At 67.0% G+C, this 23,712-nt stretch carries 24 protein-coding genes and 1 pseudogene; 14 read left to right on the top strand and 11 right to left on the bottom strand.

Annotated features, from left to right (window positions below; genetic code table 11):
* Positions 1–7: 7 nt before the first annotated feature.
* The 3 genes from LG380_RS15135 to LG380_RS15125 are packed head-to-tail and all read left to right on the top strand — an operon-like array spanning position 8 to position 3,580.
* Complete coding sequence (locus LG380_RS15135; protein WP_225766222.1) at positions 8–433, top strand: DNA polymerase III subunit chi; 426 nt, start codon at positions 8–10, stop codon at positions 431–433.
* 19 nt (positions 434–452) lie between these two features.
* Complete coding sequence (locus LG380_RS15130; protein ID WP_225766221.1) at positions 453–641, top strand: YqaE/Pmp3 family membrane protein; 189 nt, start codon at positions 453–455, stop codon at positions 639–641.
* 38 nt (positions 642–679) lie between these two features.
* Positions 680–3,580, top strand: coding sequence for a valine--tRNA ligase (locus tag LG380_RS15125; RefSeq protein ID WP_225766220.1), 2,901 nt, complete (start codon positions 680–682; stop codon positions 3,578–3,580).
* 89 nt (positions 3,581–3,669) lie between these two features.
* On the opposite strand, the gene rimI is transcribed toward LG380_RS15125, so the two are convergent.
* Genes rimI through pssA form a run of 3 tightly spaced genes read right to left on the bottom strand, consistent with a single transcriptional unit; the run spans position 3,670 to position 5,395 of the window.
* Positions 3,670–4,170: a ribosomal protein S18-alanine N-acetyltransferase gene (rimI, locus tag LG380_RS15120; protein WP_225766219.1), complete on the bottom strand. Its 501-nt coding sequence runs from the start codon at positions 4,168–4,170 to the stop codon at positions 3,670–3,672.
* Positions 4,167–4,613: an alanine acetyltransferase gene (locus tag LG380_RS15115; protein WP_225766218.1), complete on the bottom strand. Its 447-nt coding sequence runs from the start codon at positions 4,611–4,613 to the stop codon at positions 4,167–4,169. The genes rimI and LG380_RS15115 overlap by 4 nt, the downstream gene beginning before the upstream one ends.
* Before the next feature lie 5 nt (positions 4,614–4,618).
* Positions 4,619–5,395 carry a CDP-diacylglycerol--serine O-phosphatidyltransferase gene (gene pssA / locus LG380_RS15110; RefSeq protein WP_225766217.1) on the bottom strand — a complete coding sequence of 259 codons (777 nt, stop codon included), beginning with the start codon at positions 5,393–5,395 and terminating at the stop codon, positions 4,619–4,621.
* A 149-nt stretch (positions 5,396–5,544) separates the two neighbouring features.
* On the opposite strand from pssA, the gene LG380_RS15105 reads away from it, so the two are divergent.
* From LG380_RS15105 to LG380_RS15095, 3 genes and pseudogenes are all read left to right on the top strand, one after another.
* Entirely contained in the window at positions 5,545–5,916 is a 372-nt protein-coding gene (locus LG380_RS15105; RefSeq protein ID WP_225766216.1) for a DUF4124 domain-containing protein, read from the top strand.
* A gap of 146 nt (positions 5,917–6,062) precedes the next feature.
* Positions 6,063–7,757: a proline--tRNA ligase gene (locus LG380_RS15100; RefSeq protein ID WP_225766215.1), complete on the top strand. Its 1,695-nt coding sequence runs from the start codon at positions 6,063–6,065 to the stop codon at positions 7,755–7,757.
* Positions 7,758–7,909: 152 nt separating this feature from the next.
* Positions 7,910–8,287, top strand: a pseudogene (locus tag LG380_RS15095) (H-NS histone family protein); the annotation flags it as partial.
* A gap of 57 nt (positions 8,288–8,344) precedes the next feature.
* On the opposite strand, the gene LG380_RS15090 reads toward LG380_RS15095, so the two are convergent.
* Complete coding sequence (locus LG380_RS15090; RefSeq protein WP_225766214.1) at positions 8,345–9,601, bottom strand: threonine/serine exporter family protein; 1,257 nt, start codon at positions 9,599–9,601, stop codon at positions 8,345–8,347.
* Positions 9,602–9,692: 91 nt separating this feature from the next.
* Here LG380_RS15090 and LG380_RS15085 point away from each other — a divergent pair, with 91 nt between their 5' ends.
* Genes LG380_RS15085 through LG380_RS15070 form a run of 4 tightly spaced genes read left to right on the top strand, consistent with a single transcriptional unit; the run spans position 9,693 to position 13,218 of the window.
* Entirely contained in the window at positions 9,693–10,805 is a 1,113-nt protein-coding gene (locus LG380_RS15085; protein ID WP_225766212.1) for an ABC transporter permease, read from the top strand.
* Positions 10,805–11,629, top strand: coding sequence for an ABC transporter ATP-binding protein (locus LG380_RS15080; RefSeq protein WP_225766210.1), 825 nt, complete (start codon positions 10,805–10,807; stop codon positions 11,627–11,629). Before LG380_RS15085 ends, LG380_RS15080 begins: the two co-directional genes overlap by 1 nt.
* Positions 11,630–11,632: 3 nt before the next feature.
* Positions 11,633–12,559: an MlaD family protein gene (locus tag LG380_RS15075; protein ID WP_225766209.1), complete on the top strand. Its 927-nt coding sequence runs from the start codon at positions 11,633–11,635 to the stop codon at positions 12,557–12,559.
* Complete coding sequence (locus LG380_RS15070; RefSeq protein WP_225766208.1) at positions 12,556–13,218, top strand: ABC-type transport auxiliary lipoprotein family protein; 663 nt, start codon at positions 12,556–12,558, stop codon at positions 13,216–13,218. Before LG380_RS15075 ends, LG380_RS15070 begins: the two co-directional genes overlap by 4 nt.
* Here LG380_RS15070 and LG380_RS15065 read toward each other — a convergent pair.
* From LG380_RS15065 to LG380_RS15055, 3 genes are all read right to left on the bottom strand, one after another.
* Positions 13,208–13,810 carry an alpha-ketoglutarate-dependent dioxygenase AlkB gene (locus LG380_RS15065; protein ID WP_225766207.1) on the bottom strand — a complete coding sequence of 201 codons (603 nt, stop codon included), beginning with the start codon at positions 13,808–13,810 and terminating at the stop codon, positions 13,208–13,210. The genes LG380_RS15070 and LG380_RS15065 overlap by 11 nt on opposite strands.
* A gap of 69 nt (positions 13,811–13,879) precedes the next feature.
* Positions 13,880–14,512, bottom strand: a complete 633-nt coding sequence (locus LG380_RS15060) for a CoA transferase subunit B (RefSeq protein WP_225766206.1) — start codon at positions 14,510–14,512, stop codon at positions 13,880–13,882.
* Positions 14,513–14,604: 92 nt separating this feature from the next.
* Positions 14,605–15,336 carry a CoA transferase subunit A gene (locus LG380_RS15055; protein ID WP_225766205.1) on the bottom strand — a complete coding sequence of 244 codons (732 nt, stop codon included), beginning with the start codon at positions 15,334–15,336 and terminating at the stop codon, positions 14,605–14,607.
* A 142-nt stretch (positions 15,337–15,478) separates the two neighbouring features.
* Here LG380_RS15055 and LG380_RS15050 point away from each other — a divergent pair, with 142 nt between their 5' ends.
* On the top strand, positions 15,479–16,825 hold the full coding sequence (locus LG380_RS15050) for a phosphomannomutase (protein ID WP_225766204.1): 1,347 nt from the start codon (positions 15,479–15,481) through the stop codon (positions 16,823–16,825).
* 18 nt (positions 16,826–16,843) lie between these two features.
* Positions 16,844–18,247, top strand: a complete 1,404-nt coding sequence (locus tag LG380_RS15045) for a mannose-1-phosphate guanylyltransferase/mannose-6-phosphate isomerase (RefSeq protein WP_225766203.1) — start codon at positions 16,844–16,846, stop codon at positions 18,245–18,247.
* A gap of 50 nt (positions 18,248–18,297) precedes the next feature.
* Here the strand turns inward: LG380_RS15045 and rfbD are convergent, their stop codons facing one another.
* From rfbD to rfbB, 4 genes are read right to left on the bottom strand one after another with little or no spacing between them, the layout of a single operon-like run.
* Positions 18,298–19,194 carry a dTDP-4-dehydrorhamnose reductase gene (rfbD, locus tag LG380_RS15040; RefSeq protein ID WP_225766202.1) on the bottom strand — a complete coding sequence of 299 codons (897 nt, stop codon included), beginning with the start codon at positions 19,192–19,194 and terminating at the stop codon, positions 18,298–18,300.
* Positions 19,191–19,748 carry a dTDP-4-dehydrorhamnose 3,5-epimerase gene (gene rfbC / locus LG380_RS15035; protein WP_225766201.1) on the bottom strand — a complete coding sequence of 186 codons (558 nt, stop codon included), beginning with the start codon at positions 19,746–19,748 and terminating at the stop codon, positions 19,191–19,193. The genes rfbD and rfbC overlap by 4 nt, the downstream gene beginning before the upstream one ends.
* Complete coding sequence (gene rfbA / locus LG380_RS15030; RefSeq protein ID WP_225766198.1) at positions 19,745–20,632, bottom strand: glucose-1-phosphate thymidylyltransferase RfbA; 888 nt, start codon at positions 20,630–20,632, stop codon at positions 19,745–19,747. Before rfbA ends, rfbC begins: the two co-directional genes overlap by 4 nt.
* A 15-nt stretch (positions 20,633–20,647) precedes the next feature.
* Positions 20,648–21,703, bottom strand: coding sequence for a dTDP-glucose 4,6-dehydratase (gene rfbB, locus LG380_RS15025; RefSeq protein ID WP_225766197.1), 1,056 nt, complete (start codon positions 21,701–21,703; stop codon positions 20,648–20,650).
* 224 nt (positions 21,704–21,927) lie between these two features.
* On the opposite strand from rfbB, the gene LG380_RS15020 reads away from it, so the two are divergent.
* Both LG380_RS15020 and LG380_RS15015 read left to right on the top strand, forming a co-directional pair.
* Positions 21,928–22,674, top strand: a complete 747-nt coding sequence (locus LG380_RS15020; RefSeq protein ID WP_225766195.1) for an electron transfer flavoprotein subunit beta/FixA family protein — start codon at positions 21,928–21,930, stop codon at positions 22,672–22,674.
* Positions 22,674–23,612 (top strand): electron transfer flavoprotein subunit alpha/FixB family protein, encoded by a 939-nt coding sequence (locus LG380_RS15015; protein ID WP_225766193.1) that lies wholly within the window; start codon positions 22,674–22,676, stop codon positions 23,610–23,612. Before LG380_RS15020 ends, LG380_RS15015 begins: the two co-directional genes overlap by 1 nt.
* The last annotated feature ends 100 nt before the right edge of the window (positions 23,613–23,712 follow it).

Here is a 23,712-nt window from a genome sequence, read left to right as displayed (position 1 = left end):
TTACCGAATGCCCCGCGCCGACTTCTACCTGATCGCCAAGCCGCGCTTCCTCAGCGAGCCGCTGCGCCTGGTGTGCGAGCTGGCGCGCAAGGCCAACGACGCCGGGCTGTTCACCACGGTGCTCGCCCGCGACGCGGCGCAGGCCGAGGAACTGGACGAGCTGCTGTGGGCCTTCGACGACGACGCCTACATCCCGCACCAGATCATCGGCGAGGACGTGGACGAGGAAGAAGCCCTCGTGCTGATCGCCACGCCCGGCACCGACGCACCGGAACGGCCGCTGGTGATCAACCTGCGCGATGAGCCGTACCTCGGCGCCTGCGACCGGGTGCTGGAAGTGGTGCCTGCCGATCCGTCGGCACGCGAGCCGCTGCGCGAGCGCTGGCGCCAGTACAAGGCCGCCGGCTACTCCCTCAACAAGCACGACATGTAATTCCTGCCGGAGAGCCGCCTTGCGTCTTTTGATTGCCATCCTGCTGCCGTGGCTGGCGTTCTTCACCATTGGCCGGCCGATTGCCGGCATCGTCTGCCTGGTCCTGCAGGTCACCCTGATCGGGTGGCTGCCCGGCGCGATCTGGGCCGCCTACGCGGTCAGCCAGTACCACACCGACAAGAAGATCGCGCGCGCCCTGGGCCGCTGAGCCCGCGCCCGCCCTCCCCCTGACCACCTGATACCGCCATGACCACCCTCGCCTCCAGCTACGACCCCAAATCCTTCGAAACCGCGCTCTACGAGTCGTGGGAGAAGGCCGGCCACTTCAAGCCGTCCGGCAAGGGCGAGCCGTACACCATCCTGCTGCCGCCGCCGAACGTCACCGGCACCCTGCACATGGGCCATGCGTTCCAGCAGACGCTGATGGATGCACTGATCCGCTACCACCGCATGCGCGGCTACGACACCCTGTGGCAGGTCGGCACCGACCACGCCGGCATCGCCACCGAGATGGTGGTCAGCCGCAACCTGGCGGCCGAAGGCAAGGGCGATACCCGCGATTCGCTGGGCCGCGACGGCTTCATCAGCAAGGTCTGGGAGTGGAAGGCGCACTCGGGCAACGTGATCGAGGGCCAGATGCGCCGCCTCGGCACCTCGGCCGACTGGTCGCGCTCGACCTTCACCATGGACGCTGGCCCGAGCGAGGCGGTGATCGAGGCCTTCGTGCGCTGGTACGAACAGGGCCTGATCTATCGCGGCCAGCGCCTGGTCAACTGGGACCCGGTGCTGAAGACCGCCATTTCCGACCTGGAAGTGGAAAACGTCGAGGAAGACGGCTTCCTGTGGTCGATCCGCTACGAACTGGCCGATGGCGCCAGCTACGAGCATGTCGAGGTCGATGCCGACGGCAACGAGACCCTGCGCGAGCTGCGCAACTACCTGACCGTAGCCACCACCCGTCCGGAGACCCTGCTGGGCGATACCGCCGCGATGGTCCACCCCGAGGACGAGCGCTACAAGCACCTGATCGGCGCCGAGGTGATCCTGCCGATCACCGGCCGCCGCGTCCCGGTGATTGCCGATGACTACGTGGACCGCGAGTTCGGCACCGGCGTGGTCAAGGTCACCCCGGCCCACGATTTCAACGACTACCAGGTGGGTCAGCGTCATGGCCTGCCGATGATCAATCTATTCACCGAAGAAGCGAAGATCGTCGGCTCGCCGTCTGATTTGATCACTCAGATGGCACCGAGCTCTGACAAATCTCTGGGCACAGGGCATCGCTGGGTCGAAGCCATCCCTCCGAAGTACCGCGGTCTTGATCGCTATGACGCACGAAAGGCCATTCTTGCCGACCTGGAAGAAGCCGGCCTGCTGGTCGAGGCCAAGCCGCACAAGCTGCAGGTGCCGCGCGGCGACCGTACCGGCCAGGTGATCGAGCCCTACCTGACCGACCAGTGGTTCGTGAAGATGGACGGCCTGGCCAGGCGCGGCCTGGAGCTGGTCGAGAACGGTTCGATCCAGTTTGTCCCGGGCAACTGGATCAACACCTACCGCCACTGGATGGAAAACATCCAGGACTGGTGCATCAGCCGCCAGCTGTGGTGGGGCCACCGCATCCCGGCCTGGTTCGATGAAGCCGGCAAGATCTACGTCGGCCGCAACGAGGCCGAAGTGCGCGAGAAGAACAACCTCGGCGCCGATGTCGTGCTCAACCAGGACAGCGATGTGCTGGAAACCTGGTTCTCCTCGCAACTGTGGCCGTTCTCGACCCTGGGCTGGCCGAACGAACAGGCGATGGCCGAGCGCGGTTTCGAGCGCTACCTGCCGTCCAACGTGCTGGTCACCGGCTTTGACATCATCTTCTTCTGGGTGGCGCGCATGATCATGGCCACCGACAGCTTCACCGGGCAGATCCCGTTCAAGGACGTCTACATCACCGGCCTGATCCGCGACGCGCAGGGCCAGAAGATGTCCAAGTCCAAGGGCAACGTACTCGATCCGCTGGACATCATCGACGGCATCTCGCTGGAAGACCTGCTCGCCAAGCGCACCCGCGGGCTGATGCAGCCGAAGATGGTCGAGAAGATCGAGAAGGCCACGCGCAAGGAATTCCCCGAGGGCATCGCCGCCCACGGTGCCGACGCGCTGCGCTTCACCATTGCCGCGCTGGCCACCCACGGCCGTGACATCAAGTTCGACATGTCGCGTGCCGAGGGCTACAAGAACTTCTGCAACAAGCTGTGGAACGCCAGCCGCTTCACCCTGATGAACACCGAGGGTGCGAGCTTCAGCGGCGTGCCGAGCCCGCGCACCGATGCCGAGCGCTGGATCCTGGCCCGCCTGGATGCCGTGGCCGCCGAGGCCGCGCAGCACTTTGCCGGCTACCGCTTCGACCTGCTGGCGCAGTGCCTGTACGAGTTCGTCTGGAACGAGATCTGCGACTGGTTCCTGGAACTGAGCAAGCCGGCACTGAACGGTGACAACGCGCAGGACGCCCAGTCCACCCGCCACACCCTTCTGTACGTGCTGGAAGCGGTGCTGCGCCTGCTGCACCCGCTGATCCCGTTCGTCACCGAGCAGCTGTGGAAGGAAGTGGCACCGCGCCTGGGCATCACCGCCGATACCCTGTCGCTGCGCCCCTACCCGACCGCTGGCGAAGTGGCTGGCGATTTCGCCGCCGCCGAAGCCGACGTGGAATGGCTCAAGTCCATGGTCAGCGCCCTGCGCCGCGTACGCAGCGAACTGAACGTCTCCCCGTCCAGGCAGATCTCCCTGCTGCTGCAGGGTGGCGTGGGCGCCGACCGCGGCCGCGTCGAGCGCTTCAGCTCGCAGTTGCGCTTCCTGCTCAAGCTCGAGGCCATCACCTGGCTGGCCGACGGTGAAACCTGCCCGCCGGTGGCCCCGGCCGTGGTCGGCGAGCTCAAGCTGCTGGTGCCGCTGGAAGGCCTGGTCGACCTGGACGCCGAACGCGCACGCCTGGACAAGGAAATCGCCCGCGTCCTGGCCGAGAAGGAAAAGAGCGAAACCAAGCTGGCCAAGTTCACCGACAAGGTGCCGGCCGCGGTGGTCGAGCAGGAGCGCGTGCGCCTGGCCGACTGGAATACCCAGCTGGCCGGCCTGCAGGAGCAGCGCGCCAAGCTGTGACCGCAACGGGAGCCGCCTTGCGCGGCTCCCGTGCCACGCAAACGACAAAGGCGCCTGACGGCGCCTTTTGTCTGTGGAATTCGCGACGCTTACAGCGGCGGCATCTTCTCGATGTCGCCGTCGATCAGCTCCATCGCCATCACCAGTGCGTCCTCGCGACCATTGTTGGGCGCGGGGTAATAACGCGGGCGGCGGCCGATCTCGTTGAAGCCCTCGCTGCGGTACAGCGCAACGGCCGGGGCATTGGAAGGCCGCACTTCGAGGAACACGCGGCAGCATCCCTGCGCGCGTGCCACGCGCACCAGTTCCTGCAGCAGGCGGCGGCCGTGACCGTGCGACTGGCTCAACGGATCGACGCAGACATTGAGCACGTGCGCCTCGTCGGCCGCGACGCTGAGCACGCCGTAGCCGATGATCTGCTCGTGTTCTTCCAGCACCCGGGCCGGATAGCCGGCGCGCAGGCAGTCCAGGAAGATTCCGCGGGTCCACGGGAACGGATAGGCGCGGCGCTCCACCTGCATCACCGCGTCCAGGTCCTGCTCGCGCAGCGGACGCATCGCCGCCGTCACCGGCCTTGCCAGCGTGCTCATTGCCGGCGTGCCCGCCTCAGCGCGCGCAACTGCGGCCACAGTGCGCGCTTGGCCGCCGGGTTGCCGCGCAGCTCGTCCAGCCGCCAGCCTTCCATGACCGACTGCGTCTGCGGGTCGGACGGATTCAAGCCGGAGGCCCGCAGCAATGCGATCTGCAGGCGGTCAGGCAGGCGTACAGAAGCACGTCGGCCCGCCGCTCGCGCCGAGGCCGGGGCAGCGGCAACCCCAGGCTCCGGCGCAGGAACAGGAGCGCGACGCGGCGGCATCGCCGGTGCCTCGATGCGACGCGGCGCCGGCGCTTCGCTGGGAGCAGCCGCCACCGGCTCGGCCGGCACCAGCGGAACCGCTGCCGCCTCGGCGGCCTGGGCGTCGACATAGACCGTGTAGCCCATGGCCTGCAGCCATGACAGCTGTTGCTCGGACCAGGGCAAGGCGCCGGTCATGTCCATCACGCGGCCGGGGCCACCGGCTTGCGCCGCTGCCACAGCCACATCAGCGGGCCGGACAGCGCATAGACCACGCCGACCACCAGCAGCACCCGCGGCGGATCGACGGCCATCATCGCCAGGATCACCGGCACCAGGGCCAGCACCAGGAACGGCACGCGGCCGGCACGCGGATTCGGGTCACCGCCACCCTTGAAGCTCCAGAAGCGGATGCGGCTGACCATCAGCAGCGCGGCAACCACGGTCACACCCAGGGCAACGAAGCGCAGCTCTTCACCGCTCCAGCCCAGGTTGCCATCGGCAAAGGCCCAGACGAAGGACATCATCAGCCCGGCCGCGGCCGGGCTGGCCAGGCCGATGAACCAGCGCTTGTCGACCACGCCGACCTGGGTATTGAAGCGGGCCAGGCGCAGCGCGGCGCAGGCCGCATACAGGAACGCCACCGCCCAGCCCAGCCGGCCCAGCAGCTGGCCGTCGAACTTCAGCGCGGCCAGCGACCAGTGGTACATGACCAGCGCCGGGGCCATGCCGAAGCTGACCAGGTCGGCCAGCGAGTCGTACTGCACGCCGAACTCGGAACTGGTGCCGGTCAGGCGCGCCACGCGCCCGTCCAGGCCATCCATCACCGCGGCGACAAACACCGCGATCGCTGCGTTGACGAAATCACCGTTGGCCGCGGCGATGATCGCGTAGAAGCCGGCAAACAGGCCGCCGGTGGTGATCAGGTTGGGCAACAGGTAGATGCTGCGCGAGCGCGGCGGGGGTTTGATCTCATCCATACTGGAAAGTGTAGGCGTTGCGGGGCCGCCCGAGTAGCTTGAACCGTGGACGCGGTCACGCCCATCCTCGCGCGGCAGGCCGCGCGGCTTGCCAGCCGCTGCCGCCGGTGGTGCAATCCGCGCTCCACACCGGTTCCTGGAGTTGTCCAATGCGCGTGCTGGCCCATCTTGGCTGCCTGTTGCTGTTCACCAGTTTCGCGGCCGCCGCCGGCAACGTGTACAAGTGGAAGGACGCCAACGGCGTCACCCAGTACTCGGAGAAGCCACCCGTGGGCAAGGCCTACGAGGCCATGCGCATCGACAACCGCGGCGGCGCCGTAGCCGAGGCCCCAGCGGCCGCTGAAGACCAGCCGGCCCAGTGCCTGGCCGCGCGCAAGAACCTGGAGCTGCTGTCCAGCACGGCCAAGCTGCTGCAGGACAACGACGGCGACGGCACCCCTGAGACGCCGCTGGACGACAGCCAGCGCCAGGCCCAGAAGGAACTGGCCGAGGCCACCGCCAAGGCCTACTGCAAACCCTGAGGTCGCGGGCCGGCCAGGCCCCGACATCCGCTGATGGCGTGACCCGGCGCCCGGACCAGGTGCGGCGACGCCCGGGCCGTCGTCCGCCGCCCCAAGCGCGGGCCGGGCTGGCAAAATAGGCGATTCCGCCGATTTGCGAAGCCGCCATGCGCCTCTCCCAGTTCCACCTGCACACCACCAAGGAAACCCCCGCCGACGCGGAACTCACCAGCCACAAGCTGATGCTGCGCGCGGGCATGATCCGCAAGCTGGCCTCGGGCCTGTACACCTGGTCGCCGCTGGGCCTGCGGGTGCTGCGCAAGGTGGAAACGATCGTGCGCGAGGAAATGAACCGCGCCGGCGCCGTCGAGCTGCTGCTGCCGACCATCCAGCCGAAGGAACTTTGGGAGGAAACCGGGCGCTGGCAGAAATTCGGCGGCCAGCTGCTGAAGATCAGGGACCGCAAGGAGCAGGAATACTGCTACAGCCCGACCGCGGAAGAGGCGATTACCGATTTCGCCCGCCAGGAGCTGTCCAGCTACAAGCAGCTGCCGGTCAATTTCTACCAGATCCAGACCAAGTTCCGCGACGAGATCCGCCCGCGTTTCGGCGTGATGCGTGCGCGCGAATTCCTGATGAAGGATGCCTATTCGTTCCACCTGACCGATGAAAGCCTGGTGGCCGAATATGAAAACATGAAGGCGGCCTACACCCGCATCTTTACCCGGCTGGGCCTGGAATTCCGCGCGGTACAGGCTGACTCGGGTGCCATCGGCGGCGATGCCTCGCAGGAATTCCACGTGCTGGCCGCCTCGGGCGAGGACGCGCTGGCCTTCTCGACCGGCTCGGATTACGCGGCCAACGTGGAAACCGCCGTGGCCGCCGACCCGGCCCAACGCCCGGCCGCGGCCGAGGAAATGCGCAAGGTCGATACCCCGACCCAGAAAACCTGCGAGGACGTGGCCGCACTGATGGGCATCGCCCTGCTGCGCACGGTCAAGTCGATCGCGGTGGTGACCAGCGAAGGCGATTTCGTGCTGGCCCTGGTGCGTGGCGACCACGAGGTCAATGAAATCAAGCTGGCCAAGGTCGAGGGCCTGCTGGATTACCGCATGGCCAACGAGGCCGAGATTGCCGATTACCTGGGCAGCGAGCCGGGTTTCCTCGGTCCGGTGAATCCGCGCAAGCCAATCCGGGTCATTGCCGACCGCGACGTCGCGGCCATGGCCGATTTCGTGGTCGGTGCCAACGAAAAGGGTTTCCACCTGGCCGGTGTCAATTTCGGCCGCGACCTGCCCGAGCCGGAAGTGGCCGACATCCGTAATGTCGTGGCCGGCGACCGCGCCCGCGACGGCGGCGAACTGCGCCTGGCACGTGGTATCGAGGTCGGCCACGTATTCCAGCTGGGCCGCAAGTATGCCGAGGCGCTCAAGGCCACCGTACTGGACGAGAACGGCAAGGCCACCGTGGTCAGCATGGGCTGCTACGGCATCGGCGTGTCGCGCATCGTCGCCGCGGCGATCGAACAGAACCATGACGAGGCCGGCATCATCTGGCCGCAGGCGATGGCGCCGTGGCAGGTGGTGGTGTGCATGATCAACCCGAAGAAGGACCCGGCCATTACCGCCGCGGCCGAATCGCTGCTGGCCGACCTGCAGGCCGCCGGGCTGGATGCGGCGCTGGACGACCGCGGCCTGCGCCCGGGCGCGATGTTTGCCGATATCGAACTGATCGGCATCCCGCACCGGGTCGTGGTTTCCGAACGCGGCCTGGCCGCGGGCACGTTTGAATACCGCGCCCGTTCGGCGGCCGAGGCCGAAACCCTCGACCACGCCACCCTGCTGCAGCGACTGGCAGGTTAATCGGCGAAAACCGGGTGCAATATCCCGGTTTTTGTTTTTGCCGGTTCCGGAAACGGGATTGGAGGTGTTTATCTCCAGGGCGTGGCGGTATGCTCTGCACCGCTGCCACGGAATGGCATCACCCCAATTCCATTATCCGGAGTAGTTGACCGATGAGTATTGACCTGAGTGGCCTGTCGGCCAAAGAGCTGGCCGCCCTGATCCGCGATGCGCAGAAGCGCAGGACCCTGGTGGCCAAGCGCCCGCCGATCGCCAAGGTCCGGGCCCAGCTGACCGCCGCCGCCCGCAAGGCCGGTTATTCGATCGAGGAACTGTTCGGTACCGCCGGCGCTTCCACCAGCGCCAGGGCCGGGCGTCCGGCCAGGGCCGCCAGGGCCGGCAAGGGCCCGGCCAAGGGTGGCAAGGTCGCCCCCAAGTACCGCAACCCGGCCAATCCGGACGAGACCTGGACCGGCCGCGGCAAGCAGCCGCGCTGGCTGGCCGAACTGACCGGCAAGGGCGCCAAGGTCGAGGATTTCCTGATCACCAAGTAAGCCGGTAAACGGCCTGCCTGGAAAAACGCCGGCGCCTGCCGGCGTTTTTTGTTTTCAGAGGTTCTTGCGCGCCGGAATCACCAGGTTGCCGAACAGCAGGCCGGCCACCAGCGCCATCACCACGTTGAGCACGATCAGCAGCGCCGACTGGCCGGCATTCACGTCCTGCTGCTGGATGAGGTTGAGCACGCCGCGCAGGCTGGTACTTCCCGGCACCAGCATGATGATGCCGGGCAGGCGCACGATCGCGCCCGGGCGCTGGGCCAGGCGGCCGAAAAGATTGCCGGCCGCGGTCAGCACCATCGCCGCGAGGAATACCCCCGCCGGCACGCCCCATATTTCCCCGCCATAACGGGAAATCGCATAACCGGCGATGGCCGCGGCCATCACCCAGGGATAATCGCGGCGGCTGGCGCGGAACAGCATCGCGAAGGCGAACGAGGTCAGCAGCATCGCGCCCCAGATCACCCAGTCCGACTGCGGGCGCGAGGCCTTCACCACCGGCTCCAGACCCATAAGGCCGGCCAGGGTGACCGCGATCACCGCGCCTACCGTGAGTTTCATGATGGTGGTCACCGCCCCGGCAAAACGGGCGGTACCCGATACCCAGTGCTGGCTGGCCAGTTCGTTGACCGCATTGGTCAGCGTCATACCCGGCAGCAATACCACCAGCGAGGCGATGATCGTCGAATTGAGGTTGAGCGGCCCGATGAAGCTGGCGACCACGACCGCAAGGAAGCCGGCCAGCAATGCCGCCAGTGCCTCGCTGGCCTCGCGGGTGGCCGGGCGGCGATCGGTGTAATAGAGCATCAGCCCGATCAGCAGGCCGGTGACGCCGGCGGTGGCGATGTCCAGCCACGGCAGGCCCCACAGCCCGGCCACGCCGGCCGAGCCCAGGGCGAAGGACAGCAGGTTGCGGGTGTGTCCGCGCCAGTCCATCGGGCGGTCGAGCTGGCGCAGCGCGGTGTGGCCCTGGGCGATGCTCATCCGCCCCTGCGCCACCGCGTCGGCGATCTGGTCGGCCACGCTCAGCTTGTGCAGGTCGTTGTCGCCGGGCGCCAGCCGGATCACGCGGGTGATGTCACTGGAGCCGATCGCCTTGGTCGGATCACTGAAGCTCAGGATCAGGCCGGTCGGGTTGGACCACGGTTCGCAGTCCAGGTCCAGCTGCTGCGACAGCGCCACCACCGCGGCTTCCAGGCGCTGCGCGGTGGTGCCATAGCTGTGCAGGCGACCGGCAATCTCGGACACGAACGCCACCCGCTGGGCATAGGTGGCCTGGTTCGTGGACGCGATCGGATCGGGCGACATGCCCGCTAGTATGGCGCGAACAGGGCGCGTGCTCATCTTCCTCATCTTCGCTTGACGAAGGGACACGGTATGCTCCGCGGCGGACGCGCCCATGACCGAACTCAAATCCCCCGCCTTCCAGCATGACCCCGACAGCGCCGACCGCATCCGGCTGAGCGGCTGCTGGACGCTGGCCACCGCCCTGCGGGTCGGGGAGACGCTGGAATCGCTGCCGTCCGATGTGCGCCAGCTCGACGCCACCGGCATCGACCACCTCGATTCGGCCGGCGTGCTGCAGTTGCTGCGCCATGCCAAGCGCCACCAGCTGGGCGAGGACGCGCTGCAGTTCCGCGCCGAACACCAGGCTCTGGTCTCGACCATCGAGGATGTCGCCGACGAACGCCCCAAGCGCAAGCGTGACCTCGGCGTTGCGGCGGCGCTGGAGCGCCTGGGCATCGCGGCCCATGGCACGGCCACCAACATCGTGGCGCTGGTGAGCTTCCTCGGCGAAAACCTGGTCAAGCTGGCGCGCCTGTTCCGACAACCCCGGCGTTTCCGCCTGACCGCCACCGTCTACCACATGGAGCAGGTGGGTCTGGATGCGGTGCCGCTGGTGGCCCTGCTGTCCTATCTGGTCGGCGCGGTGATCGCCTTCCTGGGTTCGACGATCCTGCGCGACTTCGGCGCGGAGATCTACGTGGTGGAGCTGGTCAGCATCGCCTTCCTGCGCGAGTTCGCAGTGCTGCTGACGGCGATCGTGCTGGCCGGTCGCACGGCGAGCGCCTTCACCGCGCAGATCGGCGCAATGAAGGCGCGCGAGGAGATCGATGCGATCAAGACCCTGGGCCTGGACCCGGTGGACCTGCTGGTACTGCCGCGCGTGGTTGCGCTGCTGGTGATGCTGCCGCTGCTGACCTTCGTGGCGATGGCCGCGGGCCTGGCCGGCGGCATCACCGTCGGCGCGTTCGACCTGGACATTCCGCCACGCATGTACCTGGCACGCATGCACGAGACCATCGAGGTGCGGCACATGCTGGTCGGCATGTCCAAGGCGCCCGTATTCGCCGCGCTGATCGCACTGATCGGCTGCCTGGAGGGCATGAAGGTCGAAGGCACCGCGCAGTCGGTGGGCGAGCGCACCACCTCCAGCGTGGTGCAGACGATCTCGCTGGTGATCATCATCGACGCGCTGGCCGCGTTGTGGTTCATGCACATGGATTGGTGATGGACAACGACTCCCTGCCCCCGCCGTCCTCTTCCGCTTCGTCTCCTGGCGAGCCGGCAATCCGCGTGCGTGGCCTGGTCAACCGCTTCGGCAGCCAGGTCGTGCATGACGGGCTGGACCTGGAGGTACGCCGCGGCGAGATCCTCGGCGTGGTCGGCGGGTCGGGTACCGGCAAGTCGGTGCTGATGCGCAGCATCCTCGGCCTGCGCCAGCCCGATGACGGCCAGATCGAGGTGCTGGGCGTGGATGCCCGCTCCAGCGACGCCGCCGCGCGCCTGCACATCGAGCGCAACACCGGCGTGCTGTTCCAGGACGGCGCGCTGTTCTCCTCGCTCACCGTCGGCGAGAACGTGCAGGTGCCGTTGAAGGAGCACTTCGGCGAACTGCCCGAGCAGTGGCGTTACGAACTGGCCCTGCTCAAGGTCAAGCTCGCCGGCTTGCCGGCCGATGCCATCCACAAGCTGCCCTCGCAGCTGTCCGGCGGCATGCGCAAGCGCGCCGGCCTGGCCCGTGCACTGGCGCTGGATCCGCCGCTGCTGTTCCTGGACGAGCCCACCGCCGGCCTGGATCCGATCGGCGCGGCCGCCTTCGACCGCCTGCTCAGGACCCTCCAACAGGCGCTGGGCCTGACCGTGCTCCTGATCACCCACGACCTGGACACGCTGTATGCGATCTGCGACCGCGTGGCGGTGCTGGCTGACCGCAAGGTGGTCGCCAACGCGCCGCTGGAGGAGATTGAACGCCTTGATCACCCCTGGATCCGCGAATATTTCCACGGGCCGCGCGCGCGCGCTGCGCGCAAAGCCAAGACCGAGAGTGCCTGACGCATGGAAACCAAAGCCAATTACGTGCTGATCGGCGCGTTTACCCTGCTCACCGGCATCGCCCTGCTGGCGTTTGGACTGTGGGCGGCCAAGTTCTCCTCCGACCGCACCTGGCAGGAATACCGGGTGGTGTTCAACGAGGCGGTGACCGGCCTGTCGGTAGGCAGTCCGGTCCAGTACAACGGCATTGCCGTCGGCTCGATCACCGAGCTGACCCTGGCCCCGGACGACCCGCGCCAGGTGGTCGCACGCATCCGCCTGGCCTCCAACACCCCGGTCAAGACCGATACCCGCGCCAAGCTGGCGATCACCAGCCTGACCGGCCCGTCGATCATCCAGCTCAGCGGCGGCAGCCCGCAGGCGCCCGCGCTGACCACGGCCAGCAAGGACCCGGCCCCGATCATCCCGACCTCGCCCTCGGCGCTGCAGAACATCGCCGACGTGGCCAACCGCATCGTCGAGCGCATGGACCAGATCCTGAGCGACAGGAACGTGGCCAGCATCTCTTCCACGCTGCAGAACCTCGAGACGATCAGCGACGGCCTGGCCGATCGCGAGGAAGGCACGCGCGCACTGCTGGCCAGCGCACGCGACGCCGCACGCAACCTCGATGCCACCCTGACCACGACCAATGGCGCGATCCGCCGCCTGGACCAGAACCTGGTGCAGCAGTTGCCGCCGATCCTGGAGAAGATGGAAACCACGCTGGTCAAGCTGGACTCGGCCGCCGGCAATGCCGATTCCATCCTTGGCGAGAACCGGGCGGCCATCAACAGCTTCGCCAACGACGGTCTCGGCCAGCTCGGCCCGACCCTGACCGAGATGCGCGGCCTGATCCGCGACCTGCGCCAGGTCAGCGACCGGCTGGAGAGCAACCCTGCGCGCTTCCTGCTCGGTCGCGACGCACCCAAGGAGTTCGACCCCGAATGAGCCGCCACGCCACCTTCCGTCTGTTCGCCCCACTGCTGGTCCTGGCCCTGGGTGGCTGCTCGCTGCTTGGCGGCGGCCGCAACAAGGATCCCATCACCATCTATGCACCCGAGGCGCGGATCAGCGCAGATCCGTCGTGGCCCACGGTGCAGTGGCAGCTGGCCATCGCCAAGCCCAGCGCCTCGCGCCTGCTCGACAGCCCGCGCATCGCGGTACGACCGACGCCGGGCGAGCTGGAGGTCTATCGCGGCGCGACGTGGTCGCAGCCGGCGCCGGACCTGCTGGAAGGCGCGCTGCTGCGCGGCTTCGAGGATTCGGGCCGGATCGCCGCGGTTGCACGCACCGCCACCGGCATCCGCCCCGACTACAAGCTGGCGCTGGACCTGCGCCGGTTTGAAGCCGACTACCAGGGTGGTTCAACGCCTGCAGCGACGATCGAACTCAACGCCAAGCTGATCCACAGCACCGACCAGCGCGTGGTGGCCTCGCAGAGCTTCACCTGGGTACAGCCGGCACGCTCCACCGCGGTGGCCGACGTCGCCAATGCCTTCGAGCAGGTGATGCAGGCCATGGGCAGCGAGCTGATCGGCTGGACCCTGGCCAACGGCGAGCGCGACCGGCAGCGCGGGCCCGACGCCGTGGATCCGGCTACTCGCTGACGGGAGCGACCTGCTCCACCCAGCGGAAGGTCAGGCTGATGCGCTCGCCGACCGGCTTGGTCGTCTTCGGCAGCGAGTGCTGGTACAGCCGCTGGGTCTCGCCGGCCATGACCAGCAGGTCACCGTGGGCGAGCTGCAGCTTGATCCTGTTGCGGTGATTGGCCCGCTCGCGAAGCACAAAGCGGCGGGTTTCGCCGAGACTGACCATCGCGATCACCGGCTCGGGACCGAGCTCGGGTTCGTTGTCGCTGTGCCAGCCCATGTTGTCGCGGCCATCACGATAACGATTGATCAGCACGCTGTTGAAGCGACCGGCGGTCGCTTCCTCCAGTTCACTACGCAACGGCAGCAGTTCGGTCAGCCACGGATGGGGTTCGAACTGGACGCCTGAATAGCGGTAGCGCGCGTCGGCATCGCCCATCCAGCAACTCAGTCGCGGAGAATCGACGTCGCGACCGAAAAAACGTATGCGATGGACTTCCCAGGGCACGGCCTTGAGTAGGTGTTGAAGCAGCCGATCCGCCTGCGGTGCCGGCATCCAGCCTGGCAGATGGCGGAGCTCGGCGCCCCGGATATCTGCTGGAAAAGACATGCCGTGACCGTATCACGGCAGTTCCGGGGGAATCTGTGCGCCAACTGACTATCTGGCGCATCGTCAGGATCAGGCGCGGCGGAATGCGACGCCGGTCTTCTGCTTCAGTTCTTCCTCGTCGACGCCTTCGGCGGTCTCCACCAGCACCAGGCCATCGGCGGTGACGTCGAACACGGCCAGGTCGGTGATGATGCGGTCGACCACGCGCACGCCGGTCAGCGGCAGCGTGCATTCAGGCAGGATCTTGTGTTCGCCGTTCCTGGCGGTGTGCTCCATCAGCACCACCACACGCTGCACACCGGCCACCAGGTCCATTGCACCGCCCATGCCCTTGACCATCTTGCCCGGCACCATCCAGTTGGCCAGGTCGCCCTTGTCGGTGACCTGCATCGCGCCAAGGATGGCCAGGTTGATGTGGCCGCCACGGATCATCGCGAACGAATCGTGGCTGCCGAAATAGCTGGCGCCCGCGCGTGCGGTGACCGTCTGCTTGCCGGCGTTGATCAGGTCGGCGTCGACTTCCTCCTCGGTCGGGAACGGACCGATGCCGAGCAGGCCGTTCTCGCTCTGCAGCCAGACGTCCATGCCGTCGGGGATGTGGTTGGCCACCAGGGTCGGCAGGCCGATGCCCAGGTTGACGTAGGCGCCATCGGTGAGTTCGCGTGCGGCGCGCTGCGCCATTTCATCGCGGGTCCAGGCCATTGCAGTTCTCCGTTACTCGTCGGCCATGTCGGCCTTGCGGGGTGTGGTATGGACGCCGGGCACTGGCCCGGGCCGCATCGGGAAGGTCGGACTCAGCCCTGGCGCACGGTGCGCTGCTCGATGCGCTTTTCCGGATGCGGGTTGTGGACGATGCGGTGCACGTAGATGCCCGGCAGGTGCACCTGGTCCGGATCGATGCTGCCCACCGGCACCACTTCCTCGACCTCGACGATGCATACCTTGCCGGCCATCGCGCAGGCGGGGTTGAAGTTGCGCGCGGTCTTGCGGAACACCAGGTTGCCGGCCTCGTCGGCCTTCCACGCCTTGACCAGGGCAACATCGGCGCGCAGCGCGGTTTCCAGCACGTAGTGCTTGCCGTCGAACTCGCGGGTTTCCTTGCCCTCGGCCACCACCGTGCCGTAGCCGGTGGCGGCGAAGAAGGCCGGGATGCCCGCACCGCCGGCACGCAGGCGCTCGGCCAGGGTGCCCTGTGGGTTGAATTCCAGCTCCAGCTCACCGGCCAGGAACTGGCGTTCGAATTCCTTGTTCTCGCCCACGTAGGACGAAATCATCTTGCGGATCTGGCGCGTGGCCAGCAGCTGGCCCAGGCCGAAGCCGTCGACACCGGCGTTGTTGGACACCACGGTCAGGTCCTTTACTCCGGAACCGCGCAGCGCCTCGATCAGCGCCTCCGGGATGCCGCACAGCCCGAATCCGCCGACTGCCAGCATCTGGCCATCGGCCACGACGCCGGACAGCGCCTGCCGGGCATCGGGGAAAAGCTTGCCGCGACGGGTGGGTGAAGTGGGACGGGACTCGCTCATCAGCCTGACTCGCTTGAAAGGTTGCCCGGCATTCTAGCCGCAGCACCGGGCCCTCCCCCTTGGACTTTCGTCCACCGAAACCTCGGCAGGCCGACGCCGCGCGCACTAGACTAGCGGTTCCTTTCAGCACAGCAGGATCCCCATGCCCCTACCTGCCTTCAAGGCGTATGACATCCGTGGCCGCGTGCCCGACGAACTGAACGCCGGGTTAGCCAGCCGCATCGGCGTGGCACTGTCCGCGCAGCTTGGTCCCGGTCCGGTCGTGGTGGGGCATGACGTGCGCCTGACCAGTCCCGAACTGCAGGACGCCCTGGCACTCGGCTTGCGCAGCGCCGGGCGCGAGGTGATCGATATCGGCCTGTGTGGCACCGAAGAGGTGTACTTCCAGGTCGACCACCTGGGCGCGGCCGGCGGCGTGATGGTTACCGCCAGCCACAACCCGATGGACTACAACGGCATGAAGTTGGTGCGCGAGCAGGCCCGGCCGATAAGCTCGGACACCGGCCTTTTCGCCATCTCCGACGCGGTGGCCGCCGGCACCGCCGAGGCCGGCGCGCCAACCGCCGGGCAGAGCCAGCACCTGGACAAGGCCCACTACATCGAGCACCTGCTGGGCTACGTGCAGCAGGCCCCGCTCAAGCCGCTGAAACTGGTGGTCAACGCGGGCAATGGCGGTGCCGGTGCGATCGTGGACCTGCTGGCCCCACACCTTCCCTTCGAGTTCGTGCGCATCTGCCATGAGCCCGACGGCAGCTTCCCCAACGGCATTCCCAACCCGCTGCTCCCGGAGAACCGTGACCTCACTGCCAGGGCGGTGATCGAGCATGGCGCCGACTTCGGCATTGCCTGGGATGGCGACTTCGACCGCTGCTTCTTCTTCGACCACACCGGCCGCTTCATCGAGGGCTACTACCTGGTCGGGCTGCTGGCCCAGGCCGCGCTGGCCCGCCATCCGGGCGGCAAGGTCGTGCATGACCCGCGTCTGGTCTGGAACACGGTAGAAATGGTGGAAGCCGCCGGCGGCGTCCCGGTGCTGTGCAAGAGCGGCCACGCCTTCATCAAGGAAAAGATGCGCGCCGAGGATGCAATCTACGGCGGCGAGATGAGCGCCCACCATTATTTCCGCGAGTTCGCCTATGCCGACTCGGGCATGATCCCGTGGCTGCTGATCGCCGCGCTGGTGTCCGAATCCGGCCGTTCGCTGGCATACTTGGTCGAGGACCGGATGGCGCGCTTCCCCTGCAGTGGCGAAATCAACTTCAAGGTCGCCGATGCCAAGGAAGCAGTAGATCGGGTCATGCAGCACTACGCCGCGTTGTCGCCGTCGCTGGACCACACCGACGGCATCAGCGCTGAATTTTCCGACTGGCGTTTCAACCTGCGCAGCTCCAACACCGAACCGCTGCTGCGCCTGAACGTCGAAACCCGCGGTGACGCCGACCTGCTGCGGCAGCGCACCGACGAGATCTCCCGCCTGCTCAATGGCTGATTCCCGGAGCCCCCACGAATGAACCCGATTGTTCCCGTCATCCTGTCCGGCGGCTCCGGCACCCGCCTGTGGCCACTCTCGCGCGAGAGCTACCCCAAGCAGTTCCTGCCGCTGGTCGGCGAGCGCAGCATGCTGCAGGCCACCTGGCTGCGCGTGGCCGCGCTGGCCGCGCAGCCCCCGATCGTGGTCGCCAACGAGGAGCACCGCTTCGTGGCCGCCGAGCAGCTGCAGCAGCTCGACGTCCGCCCGCAGGCGATGCTGCTGGAGCCCATCGGCCGCAATACCGCGCCTGCGATTGCGGTGGCGGCGCTGGAAGCCACCCGCAGCGGCGGCGATGCCCTGCTGCTGGTCCTGCCCTCGGACCACGTGATTGCCGACGAGGCGAAGTTCCGAGAAACCGTGCAGCTGGCTGCACCGGCGGCCGACGCCGGCAAGCTGGTGACCTTCGGCATCGTCCCTACCGGCCCGGAAACCGGCTACGGCTACATCAAGGCCGTCGCCGGCGACTCGGTGCGTGCAGTCGAGCGCTTCGTCGAGAAGCCGGACCTGGCCACCGCCAGCGAGTACGTGGCCAGCGGCCAGTACTACTGGAACAGCGGCATGTTCCTGTTCAAGGCCTCGCGCTACCTGCAGGAGCTGGAACGACTCAACCCGGCCATGCTCGCGGGCAGCCGCAGGGCCTGGGAGCAGGCAAAGCGCGATTCGGACTTTACCCGGCTGGACCGCGACCTGTTCTCGGCCGTGGCGTCGGATTCCATCGACTACGCGGTGATGGAGAAGACCCAGGATGCCGTCGTCGTGCCGCTCGACGCGGGCTGGAACGACGTCGGTTCGTGGACCGCGCTGCGCGACGTCTCCCCGCGCGATGCCGATGGCAACGCGCACAAGGGCGATGTCATCGCGATCGACTGCCGCAACACTTACGTCTATGGCGGACGTCTGGTCGCGCTGGTGGGCCTGGATGACGTGGTTGTGGTGGAAACCGATGACGCCATCCTGGTCGGCAAGGCCGACCGCATGCAGGAAGTAAAGGATGTCGTGGCCCGGCTGAAGGCCGGGAAGCGCAGCGAGGCCGCGTGGCATCGCAAGGTCTACCGACCGTGGGGCGCGTATGACTCGATCGACCATGGCGAGCGTTTCCAGGTCAAGCGCATCACGGTCAAGCCCGGCGGCACGCTGAGCCTGCAGATGCACCACCACCGCGCCGAGCACTGGATCGTGGTCAGCGGCACCGCCGAGGTCACTCGTGGCGACGAGGTGATCCTGTTGGCCGAAAACCAGAGCACCTACATCCCGCTGGGCGTGACCCACCGCCTGCGCAATCCCGGCAAGCTCCCGCTCGAACTGATCGAAGTCCAGTCCGGCAGCTACCTGGGCGAGGACGACATCGTCCGCTTCGAGGACACCTACGGCCGCAGCTGAGGCTGACCGCAGGCAACAAAAAAACCCCGGCTTCGGCCGGGGTTTTCGTTTCAGGCGGCCAGTTCGGCGATGACACGCTTCAGCCCCGCCTGCCAGGACGGCAGCTCCAGTGCGAAGTCGTGCTGCAGCTTGCGGTTGTCCAGCACCGACCAGGCCGGACGCTTTGCGGGCGTCGGGTATTCGGAGCTGGCGATCGCCTCGACCCGTGGTGCACGCGGCAGCAGGCCGGCGGCGACCGCTTCGGCAAAGATCGCCTCGGCAAAGCCATGCCAGCTGGTCTGGCCACCTGCGGTGAGGTGCCAGGTGCCGGACAGCCTGCCCGGATGGCGCAATGCCTGCGCGGTGACATCGGCGATCAGCGAGGCCGGGGTCGGCGTGCCGATCTGGTCGGCCACCACGCGCAGCTGGTCGCGCTCGGCGCCCACGCGCAGCATCGTGCGCAGGAAGTTGCCGCCATGCGAGGCATACACCCACGCGGTGCGGAAGATCATGTGACGCCCGCCGGCTGCACGCACGGCCTCCTCGCCATCGCGCTTGCTGGCGCCATACACGCCGAGCGGGGCGGTCGGCTCGTCCTCGCGATACGGCGCGCTGCCCTGCCCGTCGAACACGTAGTCGGTGGAGTAATGCACCAGCGGTACGTCGTGCGCCGCGCACCAGCGCGCGACTACGCCGGGAGCCACGGCATTGGCCGCGAACGCGGCTTCGGGCTCCTGCTCGGCACGGTCCACCGCAGTGTATGCCGCGGCGTTGACCACGGCTGATGGCTGCAGCCGGTCCAGCAGCGTGGTGAGAGTGTCGGGCTGGCCGAAATCAGCCACCTCGCAGGCGCTGCCATCAGGCAACTGGCCGCTACGGGTGGTGGCGATCACCGGGCCCAGTGGCGACAGCGCGCGCAGCAGCTCCCGACCCACCTGGCCATTGCCACCGAACACCAGCACGGTCATGGCGTGTAGACCGGCAGGCGGTCCTCGGCGATGTCCTCCAGGAACGGGGCGCTCTCGTCCTTGGCCGACAGGGTCGGCGCACTGACCGGCCAGTCCACGCCGATGGCGGCATCGTTCCAGCGCACGCCGGCATCGAAGTCCTTCAGGTAGACCTCGGTGCACAGGTAGCTGAACACCGCGCGCTCGGACAGCACCGCAAACCCATGGGCAAAGCCCTCGGGAATCCAGAACTGGCGCTTGTTCTCCGCGCTCAGGATCACCGCTTCCCACTGACCGAAGGTCGGCGAGCCACGACGGATGTCGACCGCGACGTCGTAGACCTCTCCTTCGAGCACGCTGACCAGCTTGCCCTGCGGCCGCGGCCACTGGTAATGCAGGCCGCGCAGTACACCCCTGGCCGAGGTGGAGACGTTGCTCTGCACGAAACGGTCCGGCAGGCCGGCGGCAGCAAAGCGCTCGGCGTTCCAGGTCTCGAAGAAATAACCACGGGCATCGCCGAATACCGCCGGTTCGATCACCACGCAGCCCGGCAGCCGGGTCTGGATCACCTTCATGGCACGATCCCCCGCTTGGCCAGCGACAGCAGGTACTGGCCGTAGGCGTTCTTGCTCAGCGGCGCGGCAAGCTTCTCGAGCTGGGCAGCATCGATCCAGCCCTTGCCGAAGGCGATCTCCTCCGGGCAGCAGACCTGCAGGCCCTGGCGGGTCTGGATGGTCTCGATGAAGTTGGAGGCTTCCAGCAGCGACTGATGGGTACCGGTATCCAGCCAGGCATAACCACGTCCGAGCTGTTCCAGGTACAGGGCCCCGTCTTCGAGGTAACGCTTGTTGAGGTCGGTGATCTCGAGTTCGCCGCGCGGCGAGAGCTTGAGTTCGGCCGCGTAGTCGCTGGCCTTGCCGTCGTAGAAGTACAGGCCGGTGACGGCGTAGTTCGAACGCGGCTGCGTCGGCTTCTCGACCAGGCCCACGACCTTGCCCTGCGCGCCGAACTCGGCCACGCCGTAGCGCTCGGGATCATTGACCCAGTAACCGAACACAGTCGCACCGTCCTCGCGGGCATCGGCACGGGCCAGCATGTCGCGCATGCCGTGGCCGTGGAAGATGTTGTCGCCCAGTACCAGGCAGCTCGGCTTGCCGTCCACGAAGTCGCGGCCGATGAGGTAGGCCTGCGCCAGGCCATCGGGGCTCGGCTGCACCGCGTACCGGATGTCCATTCCCCACTGCGAGCCATCGCCCAGCAGGTGCTGGAACAGGGCCTGCTCGTGCGGCGTGTTGATGATGAGCACTTCGCGGATCCCGGCCAGCATCAGCACGCTGAGCGGGTAGTAGATCATCGGCTTGTCATACACCGGCAGGAGCTGCTTGCTGACGCCCTTGGTGATCGGATACAGACGCGTGCCGGAACCGCCGGCGAGGATGATGCCTTTGCGTTGGGTCATTGTGATCGTCCGATATCAGGCTGAGGTGCCGATGCGCTGCAAGCGGTAGCTGCCGTCCAGGACGCCGTTTACCCAGTCCTGGTTGGCCAGGTACCAGTCGACGGTCAGGGCAATACCCTGCTCGAAGGTGTAGGCCGGCTCCCAGCCCAGCTCGTTCTTGAGCTTGGACGCATCGATGGCGTAGCGGCGGTCATGGCCAGGGCGATCGGCGACGTAGGTGATCTGGCTGCTGCGCGGCTGGCCATCCTTGCGTGGGCGACGCTCGTCCAGCAGGGCGCAGATGGCCTGCACCACTTCGATGTTCTGGCGCTCGGAATTGCCGCCCACGTTGTAGGTCTCGCCGACCGTGCCCTTGGCCAGCACGGTGCGGATCGCCTCGCAGTGGTCGGAGACGAACAGCCAATCGCGCACCTGCCTGCCATCGCCGTAGACCGGCAACGGCTCGCCGGCCAGCGCCTTGGCGATCACCAGCGGGATGAGCTTTTCCGGGAAGTGGTATGGACCGTAGTTGTTGGAGCAGTTGGTGGTCAGCACCGGCAGGCCGTAGGTGTGGTGGAAGGCGCGGACCAGGTGGTCTGACGCCGCCTTGGATGCCGAGTACGGCGAGTTCGGCGCATACGGGGTGGTTTCGGTGAACTTGCCGGTCTCGCCCAGGGTGCCGTAGACCTCGTCGGTGGACACATGCAGGAACCGGAACGCCTCGGCCTGCTGCGTCGGGAGTGCCTTCCAGTAATCGCGCACGGCCTCGAGCAACCCCAGGGTGCCAACCACGTTGGTCTGGATGAAGGCACCGGGACCGTCGATTGAACGATCGACATGGCTTTCGGCAGCGAAGTTAAGCACCGCATCGGGCTTGTGCTCGGCCAGCAGCCTCGAGACCAACTCGCGATCTCCAATGTCGCCTTGCACGAATACATGGTCGGGGTTGCCTTTCAGGCTGGCGAGGGTCTGCAGGTTGCCGGCATAGGTCAGTACATCCAGATTGATGACCCGATGGCCCTTGGCGACCGCTTCCAACACGAAGTTACCGCCGATAAACCCGGCCCCGCCGGTGACAAGCCACGTGGACACTCGCTGTTCTCCTGATCAAACTTTGGCAGCCCACCATGGCCCGCCGTTAAGCATGGAAGGATACAACGGCCGTTCCCGGCGGTCCCTACGGAGCATTAACAAGCGGCGACCCTCCCAGTCTCCCCACCATACGCTCTCGCATGGTCCCTCCGGGGCAGTTAGAATCGGGAACTCTCTGAACCGGCCCGCCTGGTTCCCAGTAACTGAAAAGGACCCTGCACCAGATGAAAATCCTCGTCGCTTACAAGCGCGTTGTGGACTACAACGTCCGCATCCAGGTCAAGCCGGACGGGTCCGGCGTGGTCACCGACGGCGTCAAGCTGTCCCCCAATCCCTTCGATGAGATCGCACTGGAAGAAGCGCTGCGGCTGCGCGACAAGGGCATCGCATCGGAGGTGATCGTGGCCACCATCGCCCCCGCCGACGCCCAGGCGCACCTGCGCAACGGCCTGGCCATGGGCGCCAACCGCGCCATCCATGTCGTCACCGACCAGGCCATCCAGCCGCTGACCGCCGCCCGCACCCTGCTCAAGTTGATCGAGAAGGAACAGCCGGAGCTGGTGATCCTGGGCAAGCAGGCCATCGACGACGACGCCAACCAGACCGGCCAGATGCTGGCCACGATCTGGGGCCGGCCGCAGGCCACCTTCGCCAGCAAGCTGGAGATCGCCGACGGCAAGGCCACCGTTACCCGCGAGGTCGACGCCGGCCTGGAAACGCTGGAAGTGGACCTGCCCGCGGTGGTAACCACCGACCTGCGCCTGAACGAGCCGCGCTTCATCAAGCTGCCGGACATCATGAAGGCCAAGAGCAAGCCGCTGGAGACGCTGCAGCTGGCCGACCTGGGCGTTGAGGCCGCCGATACCCTCAAGACCACCCATTACTCCGCGCCGGGCAAGCGAAGCAAGGGCGTGATGGTCAAGGATGCCGCCGAGCTGGTGGCCGCACTCAAGCAGAAGGGGTTGCTGTAATGAGCAAGATTCTCGTCATCGCCGAGCACCTCGGCGGCAAGCTCAATGCCGCCACCGCCAAGACCGTTAGTGCTGCCGCGGCCATCCCCGGTGCGCAGATCGACGTGCTGGTGCTGGCTGCCGATCCGGCCACCGTGGCTGCCGAAGCGGCGAAGATCGCCGGCGTGTCCAGGGTGCTGACCGTGGGCAACGCCGCCAATGCCAACCCGGTCGCACAGGTCCTCGCCCCGCAGATTGCCAAGGCCGCAGCCGGCTACAGCCATGTGTTCGGCCCGTCGACCACCTTCGGCAAGGACCTGATGCCCTGCGTGGCCGCCCTGCTGGGCGTCAACCAGGTGTCCGACCTGATGGCCGCGGAAGGCAGCCACACCTTCAAGCGTCCGATCTACGCCGGCAACGCGATCATCACCGTCGAGGCCCCGGCCGACCAGGTCGTGGTCGCCACCGTGCGTACCGCCTCGTGGCCGGAAGCGGCGCAGGGCGGCAACGCCGCCATCGAGGCACTGAGCGTCGATGCAGCGCTGCCGAGCCACACCCGCTTCGTCGGCCTGGCCGCAGCCAGCAGCGACCGTCCGGACCTGCAGAGCGCCAAGCGCGTGGTCTCCGGTGGCCGCGGCGTCGGCTCGGCCGAGAACTTCAAGGTGATCTACCAGCTGGCCGACAAGCTCGGCGCGGCGGTGGGCGCCTCGCGCGCTGCGGTCGACGCCGGCTACGTCGCAAACGAGCTGCAGGTCGGGCAGACCGGCAAGATCATCGCGCCAGACCTGTACATCGCCGTTGGCATCTCGGGTGCCATCCAGCATCTGACCGGCATCAAGGATGCCGGCACGATCGTGGCCATCAACAAGGACCCGGACTCCCCGATCTTCGAGATCGCGGACATCGGCTTGGTGGGTGACCTGTTCACCCTGCTGCCGGAGCTGGAAGCACAGCTCTGATATGACGAGAGGGCCTCATCACGAGGCCCTCTTCTTTTATACGGAGTGCCCGGGGGGGGATGACCGGACCGGCGTAACGCCGTGATTCAATCCCTGCATG

Origin of the sequence: Stenotrophomonas sp. Marseille-Q4652 (assembly GCF_916618915.1) — a bacterium.
In the GTDB taxonomy this organism is placed as follows: domain Bacteria; phylum Pseudomonadota; class Gammaproteobacteria; order Xanthomonadales; family Xanthomonadaceae; genus Stenotrophomonas.
This window is presented reverse-complemented; position numbering and strand designations above follow the sequence as displayed.

Excerpts from the sequence above, each read along its gene's own strand:
- LG380_RS15135 (WP_225766222.1), top strand. The coding sequence starts at position 8 with ATGCCCCGCGCCGACTTCTACCTGATCGCCAAGCCGCGCTTCCTCAGC.
- LG380_RS15125 (WP_225766220.1), top strand. The coding sequence starts at position 680 with ATGACCACCCTCGCCTCCAGCTACGACCCCAAATCCTTCGAAACCGCG.
- rimI (WP_225766219.1), bottom strand. The coding sequence starts at position 4,170 with ATGAGCACGCTGGCAAGGCCGGTGACGGCGGCGATGCGTCCGCTGCGC.
- LG380_RS15115 (WP_225766218.1), bottom strand. The coding sequence starts at position 4,613 with ATGACCGGCGCCTTGCCCTGGTCCGAGCAACAGCTGTCATGGCTGCAG.
- pssA (WP_225766217.1), bottom strand. The coding sequence starts at position 5,395 with ATGGATGAGATCAAACCCCCGCCGCGCTCGCGCAGCATCTACCTGTTG.
- LG380_RS15105 (WP_225766216.1), top strand. The coding sequence starts at position 5,545 with ATGCGCGTGCTGGCCCATCTTGGCTGCCTGTTGCTGTTCACCAGTTTC.
- LG380_RS15100 (WP_225766215.1), top strand. The coding sequence starts at position 6,063 with ATGCGCCTCTCCCAGTTCCACCTGCACACCACCAAGGAAACCCCCGCC.
- LG380_RS15090 (WP_225766214.1), bottom strand. The coding sequence starts at position 9,601 with ATGTCGCCCGATCCGATCGCGTCCACGAACCAGGCCACCTATGCCCAG.
- LG380_RS15085 (WP_225766212.1), top strand. The coding sequence starts at position 9,693 with ATGACCGAACTCAAATCCCCCGCCTTCCAGCATGACCCCGACAGCGCC.
- LG380_RS15080 (WP_225766210.1), top strand. The coding sequence starts at position 10,805 with ATGGACAACGACTCCCTGCCCCCGCCGTCCTCTTCCGCTTCGTCTCCT.
- LG380_RS15075 (WP_225766209.1), top strand. The coding sequence starts at position 11,633 with ATGGAAACCAAAGCCAATTACGTGCTGATCGGCGCGTTTACCCTGCTC.
- LG380_RS15070 (WP_225766208.1), top strand. The coding sequence starts at position 12,556 with ATGAGCCGCCACGCCACCTTCCGTCTGTTCGCCCCACTGCTGGTCCTG.
- LG380_RS15065 (WP_225766207.1), bottom strand. The coding sequence starts at position 13,810 with ATGTCTTTTCCAGCAGATATCCGGGGCGCCGAGCTCCGCCATCTGCCA.
- LG380_RS15060 (WP_225766206.1), bottom strand. The coding sequence starts at position 14,512 with ATGGCCTGGACCCGCGATGAAATGGCGCAGCGCGCCGCACGCGAACTC.
- LG380_RS15055 (WP_225766205.1), bottom strand. The coding sequence starts at position 15,336 with ATGAGCGAGTCCCGTCCCACTTCACCCACCCGTCGCGGCAAGCTTTTC.
- LG380_RS15050 (WP_225766204.1), top strand. The coding sequence starts at position 15,479 with ATGCCCCTACCTGCCTTCAAGGCGTATGACATCCGTGGCCGCGTGCCC.
- LG380_RS15045 (WP_225766203.1), top strand. The coding sequence starts at position 16,844 with ATGAACCCGATTGTTCCCGTCATCCTGTCCGGCGGCTCCGGCACCCGC.
- rfbD (WP_225766202.1), bottom strand. The coding sequence starts at position 19,194 with ATGACCGTGCTGGTGTTCGGTGGCAATGGCCAGGTGGGTCGGGAGCTG.
- rfbC (WP_225766201.1), bottom strand. The coding sequence starts at position 19,748 with ATGAAGGTGATCCAGACCCGGCTGCCGGGCTGCGTGGTGATCGAACCG.
- rfbA (WP_225766198.1), bottom strand. The coding sequence starts at position 20,632 with ATGACCCAACGCAAAGGCATCATCCTCGCCGGCGGTTCCGGCACGCGT.
- LG380_RS15020 (WP_225766195.1), top strand. The coding sequence starts at position 21,928 with ATGAAAATCCTCGTCGCTTACAAGCGCGTTGTGGACTACAACGTCCGC.
- LG380_RS15015 (WP_225766193.1), top strand. The coding sequence starts at position 22,674 with ATGAGCAAGATTCTCGTCATCGCCGAGCACCTCGGCGGCAAGCTCAAT.